The 15,031-nt window shown below is 62.6% G+C and carries 17 protein-coding genes; 6 read left to right on the top strand and 11 right to left on the bottom strand.

Annotated features, from left to right (window positions below):
* From K3136_RS13255 to K3136_RS13235, 5 genes are all read right to left on the bottom strand, one after another.
* A complete protein-coding gene (locus K3136_RS13255) occupies nt 1-1,203 on the bottom strand; it encodes a type III PLP-dependent enzyme (RefSeq protein ID WP_221430763.1) in 1,203 nt (400 codons plus the stop codon).
* A gap of 268 nt (nt 1,204-1,471) precedes the next feature.
* A complete protein-coding gene (locus K3136_RS13250) occupies nt 1,472-1,987 on the bottom strand; it encodes a YbjN domain-containing protein (protein WP_221430762.1) in 516 nt (171 codons plus the stop codon).
* Between the two features lie 30 nt (nt 1,988-2,017).
* Nucleotides 2,018-3,196, bottom strand: a complete 1,179-nt coding sequence (locus K3136_RS13245; RefSeq protein WP_221430761.1) for a carboxynorspermidine decarboxylase — start codon at nt 3,194-3,196, stop codon at nt 2,018-2,020.
* Nucleotides 3,197-3,239: 43 nt separating this feature from the next.
* Complete coding sequence (locus K3136_RS13240) at nt 3,240-4,235, bottom strand: peptidyl-alpha-hydroxyglycine alpha-amidating lyase family protein (protein WP_221430760.1); 996 nt, start codon at nt 4,233-4,235, stop codon at nt 3,240-3,242.
* Nucleotides 4,216-5,427, bottom strand: coding sequence for a saccharopine dehydrogenase family protein (locus K3136_RS13235; RefSeq protein WP_221430759.1), 1,212 nt, complete (start codon nt 5,425-5,427; stop codon nt 4,216-4,218). Before K3136_RS13235 ends, K3136_RS13240 begins: the two co-directional genes overlap by 20 nt.
* A gap of 250 nt (nt 5,428-5,677) precedes the next feature.
* Between K3136_RS13235 and K3136_RS13230 the strand changes: the two genes are divergently transcribed.
* The 5 genes from K3136_RS13230 (at nt 5,678) to K3136_RS14145 (ending at nt 7,995) form a co-directional block, all read left to right on the top strand.
* Nucleotides 5,678-6,631, top strand: coding sequence for a threonine ammonia-lyase (locus K3136_RS13230; RefSeq protein WP_221430758.1), 954 nt, complete (start codon nt 5,678-5,680; stop codon nt 6,629-6,631).
* A gap of 55 nt (nt 6,632-6,686) precedes the next feature.
* The gene (locus tag K3136_RS13225) at nt 6,687-7,139 is read left to right on the top strand and encodes an MAPEG family protein (protein ID WP_221430757.1); all 453 of its coding nucleotides are present in this window, start codon (nt 6,687-6,689) and stop codon (nt 7,137-7,139) included.
* A 15-nt stretch (nt 7,140-7,154) separates the two neighbouring features.
* A complete protein-coding gene (locus K3136_RS13220) occupies nt 7,155-7,589 on the top strand; it encodes an MAPEG family protein (RefSeq protein ID WP_221430756.1) in 435 nt (144 codons plus the stop codon).
* A gap of 107 nt (nt 7,590-7,696) precedes the next feature.
* Nucleotides 7,697-7,870 carry a hypothetical protein gene (locus K3136_RS13215; protein WP_221430755.1) on the top strand — a complete coding sequence of 58 codons (174 nt, stop codon included), beginning with the start codon at nt 7,697-7,699 and terminating at the stop codon, nt 7,868-7,870.
* Complete coding sequence (locus K3136_RS14145) at nt 7,867-7,995, top strand: hypothetical protein (protein WP_282099959.1); 129 nt, start codon at nt 7,867-7,869, stop codon at nt 7,993-7,995. Before K3136_RS13215 ends, K3136_RS14145 begins: the two co-directional genes overlap by 4 nt.
* An 11-nt stretch (nt 7,996-8,006) precedes the next feature.
* Here K3136_RS14145 and trxB read toward each other — a convergent pair whose 3' ends face one another.
* Both trxB and K3136_RS13205 read right to left on the bottom strand, forming a co-directional pair.
* Nucleotides 8,007-8,981, bottom strand: a complete 975-nt coding sequence (gene trxB / locus K3136_RS13210; RefSeq protein WP_221430754.1) for a thioredoxin-disulfide reductase — start codon at nt 8,979-8,981, stop codon at nt 8,007-8,009.
* A gap of 65 nt (nt 8,982-9,046) precedes the next feature.
* Nucleotides 9,047-9,826 (bottom strand): tyrosine-protein phosphatase, encoded by a 780-nt coding sequence (locus K3136_RS13205; RefSeq protein ID WP_221430753.1) that lies wholly within the window; start codon nt 9,824-9,826, stop codon nt 9,047-9,049.
* 35 nt (nt 9,827-9,861) lie between these two features.
* Between K3136_RS13205 and K3136_RS13200 the strand changes: the two genes are divergently transcribed.
* Entirely contained in the window at nt 9,862-10,395 is a 534-nt protein-coding gene (locus K3136_RS13200; RefSeq protein WP_247711368.1) for a response regulator, read from the top strand.
* A gap of 4 nt (nt 10,396-10,399) precedes the next feature.
* On the opposite strand, the gene K3136_RS13195 is transcribed toward K3136_RS13200, so the two are convergent.
* The 4 genes from K3136_RS13195 to K3136_RS13180 are packed head-to-tail and all read right to left on the bottom strand — an operon-like array spanning nt 10,400 to nt 15,017.
* Nucleotides 10,400-11,797 carry an alpha,alpha-trehalose-phosphate synthase (UDP-forming) gene (locus K3136_RS13195; RefSeq protein ID WP_221430752.1) on the bottom strand — a complete coding sequence of 466 codons (1,398 nt, stop codon included), beginning with the start codon at nt 11,795-11,797 and terminating at the stop codon, nt 10,400-10,402.
* Entirely contained in the window at nt 11,794-13,581 is a 1,788-nt protein-coding gene (locus K3136_RS13190; protein WP_221430751.1) for a glycoside hydrolase family 15 protein, read from the bottom strand. Before K3136_RS13190 ends, K3136_RS13195 begins: the two co-directional genes overlap by 4 nt.
* Nucleotides 13,578-14,321: a trehalose-phosphatase gene (otsB, locus tag K3136_RS13185; protein ID WP_221430750.1), complete on the bottom strand. Its 744-nt coding sequence runs from the start codon at nt 14,319-14,321 to the stop codon at nt 13,578-13,580. Before otsB ends, K3136_RS13190 begins: the two co-directional genes overlap by 4 nt.
* Before the next feature lie 39 nt (nt 14,322-14,360).
* Nucleotides 14,361-15,017: a retropepsin-like aspartic protease family protein gene (locus tag K3136_RS13180; protein ID WP_221430749.1), complete on the bottom strand. Its 657-nt coding sequence runs from the start codon at nt 15,015-15,017 to the stop codon at nt 14,361-14,363.
* Nucleotides 15,018-15,031 lie beyond the last annotated feature (14 nt).

The following is a 15,031-nucleotide window of genomic DNA, read 5'->3' as shown; positions in this document are numbered from 1 at the left end:
CTATCGCAGGTTTACGACGTTGTCGGCCTGCGGACGCGAGCGGCTGCCGTCGTAGAGGCTCGCCATCGGTTCGTCGGTCACGAAGATGCGTTCCGCTGCGCCGAAGCCGTTGAAATCGGTCTTCATCGCCGCGCCATAGGCGCCGAGCATGCCGATCTCGACATAATCGCCGGCCTGGATGTCTTCCGGCAGGGCGAAAGGACCCGGCATGTAATCGGCATCGTCACAGGTCGGGCCGTAGAAGGCGAAATCCATCTCCGGCTTGATGAGGTCGTCTTCAAGCGCGCGAACCGGGAATTTCCAGTCCACGTGAGCGGCATCAAACAGCGCGCCATAGGCGCCGTCGTTGATATAGAGTTCTTCGCCGCGGCGCTTTTCCACCTTCACCACCAGGCTGCTGTATTCCGCGCACAGCGCACGGCCGGGCTCGCACCACAGCTCTGCGTTGTAGGCGATCGGCAGCGCGTAGAAGTGCTGGTGGATGATCTTGAAATAGTCTTCGAGCGGCGGCGGTTCCATGCCCGGATAGACCGAGGGGAAGCCCCCGCCCACGTCGATCATGTCGATGACCACCGATGCCTCGGCAATCGCCGCACGGGTGCGGTCCAGCGCCTGCACATAGGCAAACGGGCTCATCGCCTGGCTGCCGACATGGAAGCAGACGCCAAGCCAGTCCGCATACTGGCGGGTTTCCTGCAGCAGAGCGGGCGCTTCGATGAGGTCGCAGCCGAACTTGCTCGCAAGGCTCAGCGCCGCGTGCTCCGACGAGACGCGTAGGCGAACGCACAGGCGCAGGTCGGTGGCGTCTTTGCCGTCTTCATCGCGCGTCGCCTTGACGATCTTCGCCAGCTCTTCGCTGGAGTCGAGGCTGAAGGTCTTCACGCCGTGTTCGAAATAGGCTTCGCGGATCGCGCCGGGCGACTTGACGGGGTGCATGAAGCACAGCGTCGCATCGGGCAGTACCGAGCGCACGAGACGCACTTCCGCGATGGAAGCGACGTCATAATGCGTTACGCCATTGTCCCACAGGATGCGGAACAGGTCGGGTGACGGATTGGCCTTCACCGCATAGAGCGACTTGCCCGGAAACTTCTCGACAAAGAAGCGGGCAGCGCGCGCAGCGGCGTGCGGGCGGTTGAGGATAACAGGTTCGTCCGGCGCAAGTGCGCGGACTACAGCCTTGGCATCAGGAAAATGCTGCAACTCAAGGGACCCCCTAAACGGTCCGTACGGACCATGAAACGACAAGCTGCCTTGCGGTTAGGAAGTCCCCTTGGGGCAGCAGGAGCAGCGCAAATAGTAAGATTCGGCAAAAAATCAAGCCAAATCGCTCGCGTTTCGGCTCCGGACTTACCCTATCAAAACATTGCGCAGCGGGCCGTTCCGACAGCCCGACGAGCACCTCGCACAGCCGGTCGACTTACCGCTCCCGGAAAGCGCCATCTAGAGGCGCGCCCCGGAGCTTCGGACCCTATTCGTCGCCGGTCGCGGTACCTACGGCCCCTGGTGCGAGGCTGAGCAGAACCGAGATGTTTTCGCGCAGGTTGGCCATCGTCACGCCGTAGTCGATCACGACATAACGGGTGACGCCCAGTGTCTCGTTTTCGTAGTCCGCCCAAACATTCAGCGCCGCGTTCTGGAGGTTGGCCTTCGCCAGTCGCGCGTGGGTGACACTGTCGGGCAGGTCGTAGCGGACCTGCGCCATGATGCCCTGGCATCCCGGAACCGACCCGACATCGCACGCGGTGCCGAAGAGAGTATACGCAAGCCCTTCTTCATCGCGGCCGATGACGATGTATTCCTCTTCGATGACCCTGACCTCTTCATGGTCGAACGAAGCCACCAGCGCGCGCAGGTCGGCCGTCGAAACCGACTTCACCACCTTTTCGGGCACGTATTCCTGCGCCGCGACGGGGGCGGCCGCCATGGCGCCAGCCATGGTGATCGAACCAGCAAGGATCGCTGCGCGAAGTGCGTATTTTTTCATAAGAACTACCCCCCTTGGCGGACCGGCGACCTAGCTCAGCCTTCCGCGAAAATCTTCGTAACCGAACTCCTTCACCAGTTCGAGGGAGTCGGTCTCGCTGTCCCACATGTAAATCGACGGCAGCTGCACCCCGTTAAACGTGTTCGTCTTAACCATCGAATAATGCGCCTGGTCGAGGAAGGCGAAACGCTTGCCGACCTCGGCGCCGCCGGGAATGCGGTAGTCCCCGATGACATCGCCGGCGAGGCAGGAAGGCCCGCCGATGCGTACCTCCGGCGACTGCGCGTCCGCGGCCTCGCCCAGCATTGCGGGGCGATAGGGTGCTTCGATCACATCGGGCATGTGGCAGGTCGCCGATACGTCGGCAATCGCGACAGGCAGACCGTTGAAGCCGGTGTCGAGGATGGTGCCCACAAGGATACCCGCATCGAGGGCGACAGCTTCGCCCGGTTCGAGATAAATCTCGGCGTCAGTATCCTCCTTGGCGTCCTTGAGGAATTCGACCAGTTCCTCGCGCTGGTAGTCGGCGCGGGTGATGTGATGCCCGCCGCCCATGTTGATCCACTTGAGCTGGCCGAACCACGGCTCGATCGCATCGAAAACCTTGTCCCACGTCCGGTGCAGCGGCTCGAAGTCCTGCTCGCACAAATTATGGAAGTGAATACCCTCGACGCCTTCCATGATTTCGGGTGTCAGCTGGTCGATCGGAAAGCCGAGACGGCTGCCGGGACTGGAGGGATCGTAGCGCGGCACTTCGCCGGTCGGTACCTGCGGATTGATGCGCAGGCCGACTTCGAAATCCTGTCCGCTCGCACGCGCATTCTCGAGAATGAGCGCAGCGCGCTGCATCTGGCCGGGCGAATTGAAGATCACATGGTCCGACAGGCGGCAGACCTCGTCCAGTTCCTCCGGCTTGTAGGCCGCGCAATAGGTGCTGATCTCGCCATCGTAGAATTCGGAAGCCAGCCGCGCTTCCCATAGGCCCGAGGTGCAGACACCATCCAGATATTCGCCAATGATCGGCGCCGCGCTCCACATCGAGAACGCCTTGAGCGCTGAGAGTATCTTGATCTCCGCCTCGTCGCGGATCTCGGCCAGCACCTGGCAATTGGCGCGCAGCTTCGCCGCATCCACGACGAATGCGGGGCTGTCGACACGGTTCAAATCGAAATGGGCAAAGGCGCCCGGATCGCCGGCTTTTGTTTCCATGGGGCGCATCTAGGCGCGCGCGCGGCAATGCGAAAGGGCGAACTCACTCGCTGTTTTCGAGGCCGGCGGTGGCAAGTTCGAACTTCACCACGCGGTTGGCCTTGTTGTCGACCATGTAGACGCTGCCATCGCGGGCGAGTGCGATGTCGTGGCCGAGGCTTGTGCCGGTCCGCGGGTCGACGCCCGCATCGAAGACGCGTTCGAGCGAACCGTCCTCGCGGTAGAGCCTGCCGATCGCGCCATAGCGCCCTTCCGCGTCGCGCCCTTCGATAACCAGCACATAGCCGCCCCCGATGGGCTTTGCGGCGTAGGGATGGCCCGTCCCTTCCGGTTTCCAGCTTGCAATGGGTTCGCCTGCATGAGTGAGCAGCTGGACACGCCCGTTCTCGCGGTCGGCGACGTAGACGTAGGTCGCATCGGTTGCGACCGAGTGAGGCAGGTCGAACTCGCCCGGACCCCCGCCCTCCTCGCCCCAGCTTTCAAGGAAATTACCATCGCGGTCGAACACCGCGATCCGGTCATTGAGATAGCCATCGGCGACCAGCACCCTACCCGGAAGGAAGGCGATATCGGCCGGACGACCGAAGTGCCCGTCGTCCTGCCCGGTCACGCCGCGTTCGCCCAGCGCAAGCTCCTCCGCACCATCGTGGCTGAAACGCAGCACCTGCTCTCGCGCAACGTCGGTGATCCAGACCTTGTCCTCGTCATCGACCGACAGGCCGTGCGGCATGACGAGCGTATTTGCTCCCCATTTGCCGAGCAGCTTGCCGTTCGCAGCGAACATGAAAACCGTCGGCTCGGCAATCAGGTCGGTCGGGAATGGCTCTTTCCACTCCCGTCCGGCCCGATGGAGCACGAAAATATGGCCGTGGCTGTCGACATCGACCGCGCTCAATTCGCCGTAGGCGGTGCCGTCCGGCACCTGCGCCCAGTCGGCATCCATCTCGACGCGCGGCGCGTCTTCCCTGCCCGGCCCCGAGCACGCGGCAAGTGCCAGCGCGCCCGCGACTGCAAGGGCGTTAGAAGTCGACCGGGCCATCCAGTTCCTTCACCTGCCACGGCAGGCCGTGCTCATTGAGCATGTCCATGAAGGGATCGGGGTCCATCTCTTCCATGTTGAACACGCCGTCGCCCGACCACTTGCCGGTGACCATCATCGCCGAACCGATCATCGCGGGCACGCCGGTGGTATAGGATACCGCCTGGTTGCCGGTTTCCTCGTAAGCCGCTTCGTGGCTGCAGATATTGTTGATGTAGAAGGTCTTCTCGCCCGACCCGTCGAGCGCTTCGCCGGTCGCGATGACGCCGATATTGGTGTTGCCCTTGGTCGTTTCGCCCAGCGTTTCGGGCTTGGGAAGCACAGCGGCGAGGAACTGCAGCGGGATGATGTCCTTGCCCTGGTAGCGCACCGGGTCGATGCGCGTCATGCCGACGTTCTGCAGCACGGTGAGGTGCTTGATGTATTCATCGCCGAAGGTCATCCAGAAGCGCGCACGCTCGAGTTCGGGATTGAACTTGGCGAGGCTTTCCAACTCCTCGTGATACATCATGTACATGTTCTTGGGGCCGACGCCCTCGAAGTCGAATTCGACCTTCTTGCCCATCGCGGGGGTTACGACGAATTCGCCGTTCTCCCAGTGACGCGCGGGCGCGGTCACTTCGCGGATGTTGATTTCCGGGTTGAAGTTGGTCGCAAAAGCCTGGCCATGATCGCCGCCGTTGCAGTCGAGGATGTCGAGCTGGCGGATGGTCTTCAGCTTGTGCTTCTTCAGCCACATGGTGAATACGCTGGTCACGCCCGGGTCGAAACCCGAACCGAGCAGCGCCATCAGGCCCGCGTCTTTGAAGCGGTCGTGATAGGCCCACTGCCAGTGGTATTCGAACTTGGCCTCGTCCTTCGGCTCGTAATTCGCCGTGTCGAGATAGCTCACGCCCGCTTCGAGGCAGGCGTCCATGATCGGCAGGTCCTGATACGGCAGCGCGAGGTTCACGACGAGGCTCGGCTGGACCTTATTGATGAGGTTCACCATCGCGGGCACTTCTTCCGCGTCGATCTCGTAGGTCGAGATATCCACGCCGGTGCGGGTCTTCACGCTGGCGGCGATGGCGTCGCACTTGGACTTGGTGCGGCTGGCGAGATGGATATCGGTGAAGATATCCTTGTTCATCGCCATCTTGTGAACGCAGACCGAGCTGACGCCGCCTGCACCGATGACCAGAACTGTCGACATGGATGAAACCTCTTTTCTTGAAATCCGATTCTTGCGCGCCCTGTAACCGAATGCGCGGGAGACGCCAATCGATCCGCGAAAAGCCGTTCCCTAGCGCGCAAGGCTGAGTCATAGGGAAGGACATGACCACCCTCGCCCCCTGCTCTACAAGGCCGCTCGCAATGCACGCATGCGCGAGCATCATTACGTTCCGACAGGACCGTGTTCCATCCGTTCCAAGCTGTCGGACGGATCGGGGGAGGCTCCAGCAATGAGCGATATGCGCAAGCCCACCCGGGACGGCGTGCTCGAAGCCGCCGCATCGATCGGCGCGATCCTTCCGCCGACGCCTCTCCTGCCGGTCGAGATCGACGGGGTGACGGCCCATGTGAAAGCGGAAAGCCTGCAACCTGTCGGCGCTTTCAAGATCCGCGGCGGCTGGTGGCGCCTGTCGAACCTGAGCGAGGAAGAGAAAGCCCGCGGGGTCGTGGCCGTGTCCTCCGGCAACCACGCGCAGGGCGTTGCCTGGGCCGCCCGCAGGCTGGGGATCAAGGCCGCGATCGTGATGCCGCGCAATGCCCCGAAGGTGAAGCTGGAAGCCACACAGGCGCTGGGGGCTGAGATCGTGCTCTACGACCGCCCTGGCGAGGACCGCGACGCAGTTGCAGCCAAGCTGATTGCAGAGCGCGGCGGAACGCTCGTCCATGCCTTCGGCGATCCGTGGGTGATCGAGGGACAGGGTAGCGCCGGAGTGGAAATCACGCAGCAAATGGGGCGCCAGCCTTCGCGGCTGGTGGTGTGTTGCGGTGGCGGTGGGCTGGCCGCAGGCCTCGCTCTCGCCTGCCCCGAAAGCGCGATCCACCTCGTGGAGCCTGAGGGGTGGGACATGGTCGGTCAGGCTATGGCCGCGGGCGAGATCGTAAGGGTTGGCGATGCTCCGCCAGCGACGATCTGCGACGCATTGCAGCCCGATGCGACCAAGCAGATCAATCTCGACGTGCTTCATGGCCGCGCAGAACCGGGCGTTTCGGTGACCGACGAGGAGGTACGGGCAGCGCAGCGCTTTGCATTCGCGAAACTCAACCTCGTGGTCGAACCGGGCGGCGCCGCCGCCCTCGCCGCAGCGCTGGCGGGCAAGGTACCGGTGGACGAGGACACCGTGATCATGGTCACCGGGGGCAATACCGATGCGCAGAGCTTTGCACGGACCATCGCGCAGGTTTGACATTTGCGGGCCTGCGGGACAGGTCTGCTTTTGCAACTGGGAGGGAATATCCGAAATGCAGGCTCAAATACTCGCACCGGCAGCGGTGCTCGTGCTGTGGTCACTCGTCATGCTGTACTGGATGGCGTTCACCCGGCTTCCTGCGATCAAGAAGGTCAGTGGCGGCCTCGGCGATGCCAAGCCCGGCGGACGCGGGCAGGACCTTGAAGGCGTGATACCCGACAAGGTGCAGTGGAAAGCGCATAACTATGTGCACCTCATGGAGCAGCCGACGATCTTCTACCCGACGGTGGTGATCCTCGCGATCATGGGTGCCGGTGCACTCGATGTGCTGCTGGCTTGGACCTATGTCGCGGTCCGCATCATCCACTCGGTCTATCAGGCGACGGTCAACGTGGTGAAGGTTCGCTTCCTGCTGTTCCTCATATCGACGCTGGTGCTGACCGTGCTCGCTGTTCGCGCGGTAATGGCAACGCTGCTGTTCGATCCTTCGCTCGCCCCTGCCTGATCAGGAGAGAAACACGTGATTCAAGCCGAAATTCTCCAGCCCGTCGTCGTCCTGCTCGCCTGGACGATGGTGATGTGGGTCTGGATGTACGCCACCCGCATTCCCGCCATGAGCAAGGCCGGCATCCAGCCGGACGATGCCCGCAAGACCAAGGGTCTCGACGAGACGCTCCCCGCCGAAGTCCAGTGGAAAGCCCATAATTACAACCATTTGCACGAGCAGCCGACGGTGTTCTATGCCACCGCCCTACTGCTCGCCATGGTCGGAATGGGCGACGGGATGAACGCGTTGCTGGCGTGGATCTACGTCGGCCTCAGGATCATCCACTCGATCGTCCAGGCGACCGCCAACAAGGTGATGGTGCGCTTCGTGCTATTTTCCCTGTCAAGCCTCGTGCTGATCGCGCTGATCTTCCACGCGGCAATCTGGGCGTTCGACATTCATATCTGATCGGACAGGGACCGGCCTTTTGCGGGTCGGTCTCACGCTTCGTTAAAACCCTCTCGTTAGGTCCAGCCTCTCTCGAGCGAGAAAACGACCACAGCTAGGGCTGGTCAATGCAGGAAGACGATCGCGGTTGGTGGAAGTTTCTTGAATTCCTCTTCTCAGGGCAACCGGGTTCGTTCGTCTTCTGGGGGCTGCTCGCCTTTTACTTGCTGACGCGCAAGAACAAGAGCTGGATCGATCACGACGCCTGGATCCCCTTCTACGAGCGGGACAAGGACCAGTGAGCGATCCGGCGATCATGTGGCTGGCGGGACTTGGGCTTGCGGCCTACGTTGTAGGTCGCTGGGTGATTGGTCCCCGCGATCCGGGCAAGCCCCGCAAATGGTGGGACTATCGCCGCATCGACTAGCTGTTGCAGCGCTACTCGGCCGCGTGGGCGTGACCGTCGGCGTCGATTTCGAGGTTCGCGAGGAAGCGCTCTGCATCGAGCGCGGCCATGCAGCCCATGCCCGCTGCGGTCACTGCCTGGCGATAGACCTGGTCGGTCACATCGCCGGCTGCGAAGACACCGGGAATCTCGGTCCTGGGTGAACCCGCTTCGGTGAGCAGATAGCCGCCGTCGTCCATCGGCAGCTTGCCCTTGAACAATTCTGTTGCAGGCGCATGCCCGATCGCCACGAACGCACCGTCGGTGGCAAAAGTGCTGTCTTCGCCCGTCACGGTGTCGCGCAGGTTGAGCGTCGACAAAGCGCCGCTTTCGCCCGCTTCGAAGCTCTCGACGGTCTTGTTCCACAGCACCGAAATCTTCGGATGGTTGAGCAGGCGCTCCTGCAGGATCTTTTCGGCACGAAGTTCGTCGCGGCGGTGGATCAGAGTCACATCGTCGGAATGGTTGGTGAGGTAAAGCGCCTCTTCGACTGCGGTGTTGCCGCCTCCGATCACGGCGACCTTCTTGCCGCGATAGAAGAACCCGTCACAGGTGGCGCAGGCGGACACGCCCTTGCCGCCAAGCTCCATCTCGCCCGGAACGCCGAGCCACTTGGCCTGCGCCCCGGTGCAGATGACCAGCACGTCCGCGATATATTCATCGCCGCTGTCGCCCTTGGCCGTGAAAGGAGAACCCTTCGATACATCGACGTCGACGATCGTGTCCCACATCATGCGGGTGCCGACGTGTTCGGCCTGCTTCTGCATCTGTTCCATCAGCCACGGGCCCTGGATGACGTCGGCGAAGCCGGGGTAGTTCTCGACATCGGTGGTAATCGTCAGCTGGCCGCCGGGCTGGAGGCCCTGCACCACGATCGGCTCCATCATCGCGCGCGCAGCATAGATGGCAGCGGAATAGCCCGCGGGGCCGGAGCCGATGATAAGCATCTTGGTGCGATGGGTAGCCATGTCGAAGTCTCTTGGTACGTCTGGATTGGGATGGAGGCGCTATATGGGCATTGCCCCGCGCAGAGTCACGCCACGAAGCGCGCGCGCAGCCTGTCCTTCAACACCTCATCCACACCTAATGCATCCTCAAGGTAGCGATCGAGCGACCCATGGTCCTCTTCGACCACCCGCCAGAAGGTGGCGAGATAGTCCTCCTGGACTTCGAGAAGCGCCCTGATCGCCTCCTCGTCCAGCTTGCGCCCGAGCCGTTCCTCGATACCCGGAACCGACTGGCTAGCCAGCACCTCCAGCGTTGGCGCATCATTGGTGCGCAGGAATTCCGCCATCTGCTGGTCCCGGTCGGCACCCAGGACGTGCAGCACCAGCATAGCAGCGACGCCGGTGCGATCCTTGCCTGCGAAACAGTGGACGAGGCTTGCCCCCTCGCGGTCGGCCAGGGCCACGAAATAGCGCGAGAACATCTCCGTCATCGCGGGATTGCGCGGCATGCGGGTGTAAACGCCGATCATGCGCTGGCGAGCAAATTCTGCCGTCGTGGTGTCGGGCGCGACGTCCATGTGCGGTGGGCTGGAGCTGGTCTCGCCTTCGAAAGCGATGACCTTGCCGTCCCAACCCGGCGCACGGCGACAGGGGTTGCGCTCGCGTTCGGAAGCCCCGCGCAGGTCGATCACGGTCTTGATGCCGAGCGCATCGATAGCCTGCAGGTCGGCATCGCTGGCGCCGACATGCTGGCCGGAGCGCCACAACAGACCGCTTTTCACCCGCCCTGTGCCGGCGATCTGCCAGCCGCCGAAATCGCGGAAATTGTGAATGCCATCGGTCGGGAGGAAGGGATCGCGAATCATGAAGAGGTCAGTGCCAGTCACAGACCCGCGTAACAATGCGTATTGCCGCAATCACTGCGTTTTGCGACTTCCCCTACCACTTCCGCCAAGAGCCGGAAAAGGAGGAGTACTTGCCGCATATCCTGATCGTGGACGACGACGAGATCATTGCCGAGCTGGCGTGCCAATTGCTGATGGACGCAGGCTATGCCTGTGGGTGGGTAGGTGACGGGGAAAAAGCCCTGGAGTTGCTTCGATGGCGGCGCCCCGACCTCCTCCTGCTCGATCAGGACATGCCCGGCCTAAGCGGAAGCCAGGTCCTCAGGTCACTGCGGTCTTCTGCCGAGAATTACGATCTTCCGGTGATCATGTTCACCGGCATTTCCGGCGTGGAGGACGAAAACCAGGCCTATTTCAACGGCGCGCAAGCCTATGTCCGCAAGCCCTTCGAACCGGGGGCATTGCTGCGCGAAGTCGAAGAAATCCTCCGCCCAAGATCGGACAAGCCGCGCCATCGCGAACTGACCGAGCATCTGGAGTTTGCAGCCGGTCGCTGGCGCGATTCACCTTCGAACCGGGCCGTATCCTGAAAGCCTAATCGCGGCTGCTGTCCAGATCGGCGAGGAAGTTTCTGGTCCAGACCTGCACATTGTCGTCCTGCACGGTTCCGATCAGGCTGTTGTAACGTTCCTTGCGTTCTTCCAGCGGCATATCGAGCGCGATGCGGATCGCATGCGCAAGATCGTCCGGACTGTGCGGGTTGACGAGCAGCGCGTCCTGCATCTGGCCCGCTGCCCCGGCGAAACGCGAAAGGATCAGCACGCCAGGGTCTTCCGGATCCTGGGCGGCGATGTATTCCTTTGCAACAAGGTTCATCCCGTCGCGAAGCGGCGTGACAAGGCCGATCTTCGATGCGCGAAAAAAGCCGAACAGTTCGGAATGGGTGTATCCGCGGTTCACGTAGCGCACCGGCACAAGGTCGACTTCGCTGCGCGCACCGTTGATCTGGCCGGCCTTCTGTTCGAGCGTGGCGCGGATTTGCTGGTAGCTGTCGACATCCTCGCGGCTGGGCGGCGCAATCTGCACGAACACCAGGTCACGCGTCCGTTCCGGATGCTGGTCAAAGAAACGCGATATGCCGTCGAGCCGCTCCGGCAAGCCCTTGGAATAATCGAGCCGGTCGACGCCGATCATGGCGGTGCGGCCGCGTGTGGAATCGTTCAGGCGCTGTTCCGCCTGCCACGCTTCCTTGCTTTGCCCAAGGCTGCTGAAATGATCCCAGTCGATCCCGATGGGATAAGCGCGCGCAATCGTGGTGCGCCCGTCGAGGGTGACCTCGCCGGTGCCCTCATCCACATCCGCGCCAAGCTCGGTACGGCAATAGTGGAGGAAGCTGTCGAGCCATTCCTGCGTCTGGAAACCGACCAAGTCATAGTGCAGCATCGTGCGCACCAAGCGCTCGTGATAGGGCAGCGAGACGAACAGGCGCGTGGCGGGCCAGGGAATGTGCAGGAAGAAGCCGATGCGGTTCTTGCAGCCGCGCGACTTGAGCCGCTCGCCCAGCGGTATCAGGTGATAATCGTGGACCCAGACAACATCGTCGTCTTCGAGCAGCGGAGTGACCAGCTCGGCAAAGCGCTCGTTGACCCGCTCGTAACCCTTGCCGGTCTCGCGCTCGTATTTCGCGAGGTCGAGGCGATAATGGAACAGCGGCCAGAGCGTCGAATTGGCGTAACCGTTGTAATATTCCTCGATATCGCTCTGCGACAGGTCGATGGTCGCCGTGGTCACACCGTCATTGGTCTGTGTCGCGATATTGCCGGTGCGCCCAGTACCGCTTTCCTCGCCCGACCAGCCGAACCAGAGGCCCTTGCGGCTCTTCAAGGCTGAGTGCAGTGCCCCGGCCAGACCGCCTTGCGCCCCTGCCGCACCGCGTGCCTTCGGCACCGCGACGCGGTTGGAGATCACGACAAGGCGGGCGTCGGTACTCACCGTACCTCGCTCCAGTTCTTCGAAAGATGGCCAGCTGAATTGATGATACCTACTAGCGAATAGGTCTGGGGGAAGTTCCCCCACAGCTCGCCGGTGTCATAGTCGAGGTCTTCGCTCAGCATGCCCGATCGGGTCGTATGGCTCAACATCGAACAGAACAGTTGGCGCGCTTCGGCGCTGCGCCCGGTCAGGTGCAGGGCCTCGATGAGCCAGAAGGTGCACACGTTGAATGCGGTTTCCGGCGCGCCGAAATCGTCTTCCGCGGCATAGCGGAGCATGTGATCCCCCCGCCGCAGGTCGCGCTCGACCGCTTGGAAGGTCTTGAGGAAGCGCTCGTCATCGCCCTTGAGATAACGCAGCTCGACCATCTGGAGCAGGCTCGCGTCGAGATAGTCGCTCTCGAAACTGGCGCCGTAATGCTGGCCTTCCTCGCTCCATGCCTCGGCATCGATCTTTGCGCGGATCGCCTCGGCCCGTTCTTTCCAGAAAGTAACGCGATCGCCCTTCCCGAGACGCGCAGCCACGTTGGCCAGGCGGTCGCAGGCGGCCCAGCACATCACGGCGGAATAGGTGTGCACTTCCTGCCGCGTGCGGAATTCCCACAGGCCGGCGTCGGGCTTGTCGTGCTTCGCCCACGCCGCCTCGCCCACTTCCTCGAGATGCTCGAAGTCGCGTTCGTCGGCCATTCGCAACAGGCGGGTGTCGAAGAATGCCTGCGCGGTCGGCATGACGATCTGTCCGTAGCAATCGTACTGGACCTGCTTGTAGGCGGCATTGCCGATGCGCACCGGCCCGTTGCCGCGATAACCGGCAAGATGCTCGGCCTCGCTTTCGTGCAGTTCGGTATCGCCCATGACCGAATAAAGCGGCTGGATCTGCCCGCCGCGCGCCTCGTCGATGATATTGCGCAGGTAGGCGAGATATTTTTCCAGCACATCGAGCGCACCCAAGCGGTTCAGCGCCTGCACGGTGTAATAGCTGTCGCGTATCCAGCAGTAGCGATAATCCCAATTGCGCTGGCTTCCCGGCGCCTCAGGTATGGATGTCGTCAGGGCGGCAACGATCGCGCCTGTTTCTTCATGCTGGCAGAGCTTGAGCGCGATGGCGGCCCGGATCACTTCTTCCTGCCATTCGAGCGGGATGTGCAGGCCGCGAACCCAGTGCTGCCAGTATTTCTTCGTGCTCGCTTCCATCCGGCGCAGTTCGCTGCGAATGTTGCCCACGAATGGTTCGTCGGGGCCGAGGAAGAAATGCTGGTCGCTTTCGACGCGGTAGCTGCGACCCTCGATGAGATAGCCGACCGGCGCATCGGTCGAGAGGCGCAAGGCCTGGTCCCCGACGAGGTAGCGGACATGGTTGGTGCCGTTGGTGGTCTTGGCCAGTTCCTCGCCATAGTTCTTCATCGGCGCGAGCTTTACGCGAAGGCGCGGTGCGCCCGAAACCGGCCTCACGATACGCGCGAAGGCCACGGGGCGATACATTCGCCCGGACCGTTCGAAACGCGGGGCGAAATCGAAAATGTCGAGTGCGCTGCCGTCTTCCGCCTCCAGGCGCGTTACCAGGATCGGCGTATTGCGGATGTAATGCTGGCTGGAGGACACCTGTCCCTCCAGTTCGAAGCGCCAGACGCCTTCGTCGCGCTTGTCGCCGTTGAGGAGCGAGCAGAATACCGGATCCCCGTCGACCCGCGGAACGCATCCCCAGACGAACCCTCCCTCGCTATCGACCAGTGCGCTCACCTGGCAGTTTCCAATGGGAGAGAGTTCGAGGTTTGCTTCGTTCATAGATCCAGCCAATTGTGCACTGCGGCGACGTCTTCGAGGTGATAGCGCGCAGCCTTGCTTGGTCGTTCCCCGACTGCAATGCCGAAACCCGAGAATTCGATTGCGGCGGCCATCCCGTGCTCGTCGGTCACATCGTCGCCGATGAAGACGGGAGTGCTGCCGGAGAACGGCTCGATCCCCATGAAAGCCTCGAGTGCGGCGCCCTTGTTCGCCCCCGGACGGACGAGTTCTGCAACCGACTTGCCGCTGGTCAATTCCAGCCCGTGACGTAGGGCGACCGCCTTGGCGTGGTCGATTGCTGCCTCGCTAGATTCCGGACGCGACCGGAAATGGAGCGCGCCGCCGTGGCTTTTTTGCTCGTAGAGCAACCCGTGCGTTTCTGCGAAGGATCGCAATTCAGCGACTGCATCATCGGGCAAGCCCCGAGGCGCTTGTCCCAGTCGCGAGCCGTCTGCGCGAAAGCGCGAAGCTCCGTGCGATCCGGCGCGTGCAATTTCGAGCGTACCGAGGTGCGATTGCAGGTCGTCCAGCGAGCGACCGCTCACCAGAGCCAGTCGGCCAGCCAGCCGGTCACGCAGCGAGTGGAGGCGCAGGTTCAGGTCGGTCGGGACCGTGATCGCGTCGGGCGTCGGCGCGATGCCCACCAGCGTCCCGTCGAAATCCACGAACAGCGAAACGGGCCCCTGGCCGAGGAGGTCGGCGAGGCCGGGCGGAGATGGGAGCGATGTGGGGCTTGCCATCACAGCCGACTTAACGGCTCTGGCGCTGCGGTCAAACGCTCACTCTGCCGCCTGGTCGCCGGGATCGAGGATAAGGTCGCCATTCTCGACCCGCCAGCCCGCCAGGCGCGAGAGGAAGTTCATGCCGAGCACATTGGTCCGCCCGAGGTTCGGCGCGATTACCGCGTCGAGGCCGCGCGCCTCGATATTGCCAAATTGCAAATTGGTAACCGTGGTGAGCTCTGCCGTAACCGTGCCATTGGCAGTGCCAAGCATTACCGGAAGCCCCCCCGGCCGCGGTTCAAGGCCGGCCCTTGCAGCATCAGTGGAGGACAGTGCGGTCAGCGTGGCGCCCGTGTCGACAAGGAATCGAACCGGAACGCCATTCACCTGTGCCAGCAACCAGTAATGCCCATCGGGAGCGAGCGGGATGACGGTCTCGCTTCCCTCGATCCGCTGCTCGGGCAAGCCTAGGTCCGTCAACACGTCGAGCCGCGGATCGAAGCGCGCCAGTTGCAAGAGAACGGCGAGCAGGATGCCGATAAGGGCCAGCGTACTCAGCAAGCGCACTATCCGGCCGCCGACGATCTTGTTGCGCAGCATGAGCGCGCCGATCCAGCCGACAATAAGCGCGGCGACCATGCCGATCAGCAAGCCCGATCGCGGTACGGCGCGAACGATATCGGCTATTGCATCGAAGGCGGCCTGCAATTCCATGGGACCGATATAGG

The organism is Qipengyuania gelatinilytica, from assembly GCF_019711315.1.
Taxonomy (GTDB): domain Bacteria; phylum Pseudomonadota; class Alphaproteobacteria; order Sphingomonadales; family Sphingomonadaceae; genus Qipengyuania; species Qipengyuania gelatinilytica.
This window is presented reverse-complemented; position numbering and strand designations above follow the sequence as displayed.

What these genes read in the sequence shown, in the direction of transcription:
- K3136_RS13250 (WP_221430762.1), bottom strand. Translation starts at nt 1,987, where the DNA reads ATGAAAAAATACGCACTTCGCGCAGCGATCCTTGCTGGTTCGATCACC.
- K3136_RS13245 (WP_221430761.1), bottom strand. Translation starts at nt 3,196, where the DNA reads ATGGAAACAAAAGCCGGCGATCCGGGCGCCTTTGCCCATTTCGATTTG.
- K3136_RS13240 (WP_221430760.1), bottom strand. Translation starts at nt 4,235, where the DNA reads ATGGCCCGGTCGACTTCTAACGCCCTTGCAGTCGCGGGCGCGCTGGCA.
- K3136_RS13235 (WP_221430759.1), bottom strand. Translation starts at nt 5,427, where the DNA reads ATGTCGACAGTTCTGGTCATCGGTGCAGGCGGCGTCAGCTCGGTCTGC.
- K3136_RS13230 (WP_221430758.1), top strand. Translation starts at nt 5,678, where the DNA reads ATGAGCGATATGCGCAAGCCCACCCGGGACGGCGTGCTCGAAGCCGCC.
- K3136_RS13225 (WP_221430757.1), top strand. Translation starts at nt 6,687, where the DNA reads ATGCAGGCTCAAATACTCGCACCGGCAGCGGTGCTCGTGCTGTGGTCA.
- K3136_RS13215 (WP_221430755.1), top strand. Translation starts at nt 7,697, where the DNA reads ATGCAGGAAGACGATCGCGGTTGGTGGAAGTTTCTTGAATTCCTCTTC.
- trxB (WP_221430754.1), bottom strand. Translation starts at nt 8,981, where the DNA reads ATGGCTACCCATCGCACCAAGATGCTTATCATCGGCTCCGGCCCCGCG.
- K3136_RS13205 (WP_221430753.1), bottom strand. Translation starts at nt 9,826, where the DNA reads ATGATTCGCGATCCCTTCCTCCCGACCGATGGCATTCACAATTTCCGC.
- K3136_RS13200 (WP_247711368.1), top strand. Translation starts at nt 9,862, where the DNA reads ATGCGTATTGCCGCAATCACTGCGTTTTGCGACTTCCCCTACCACTTC.
- K3136_RS13190 (WP_221430751.1), bottom strand. Translation starts at nt 13,581, where the DNA reads ATGAACGAAGCAAACCTCGAACTCTCTCCCATTGGAAACTGCCAGGTG.
- otsB (WP_221430750.1), bottom strand. Translation starts at nt 14,321, where the DNA reads ATGGCAAGCCCCACATCGCTCCCATCTCCGCCCGGCCTCGCCGACCTC.
- K3136_RS13180 (WP_221430749.1), bottom strand. Translation starts at nt 15,017, where the DNA reads ATGGAATTGCAGGCCGCCTTCGATGCAATAGCCGATATCGTTCGCGCC.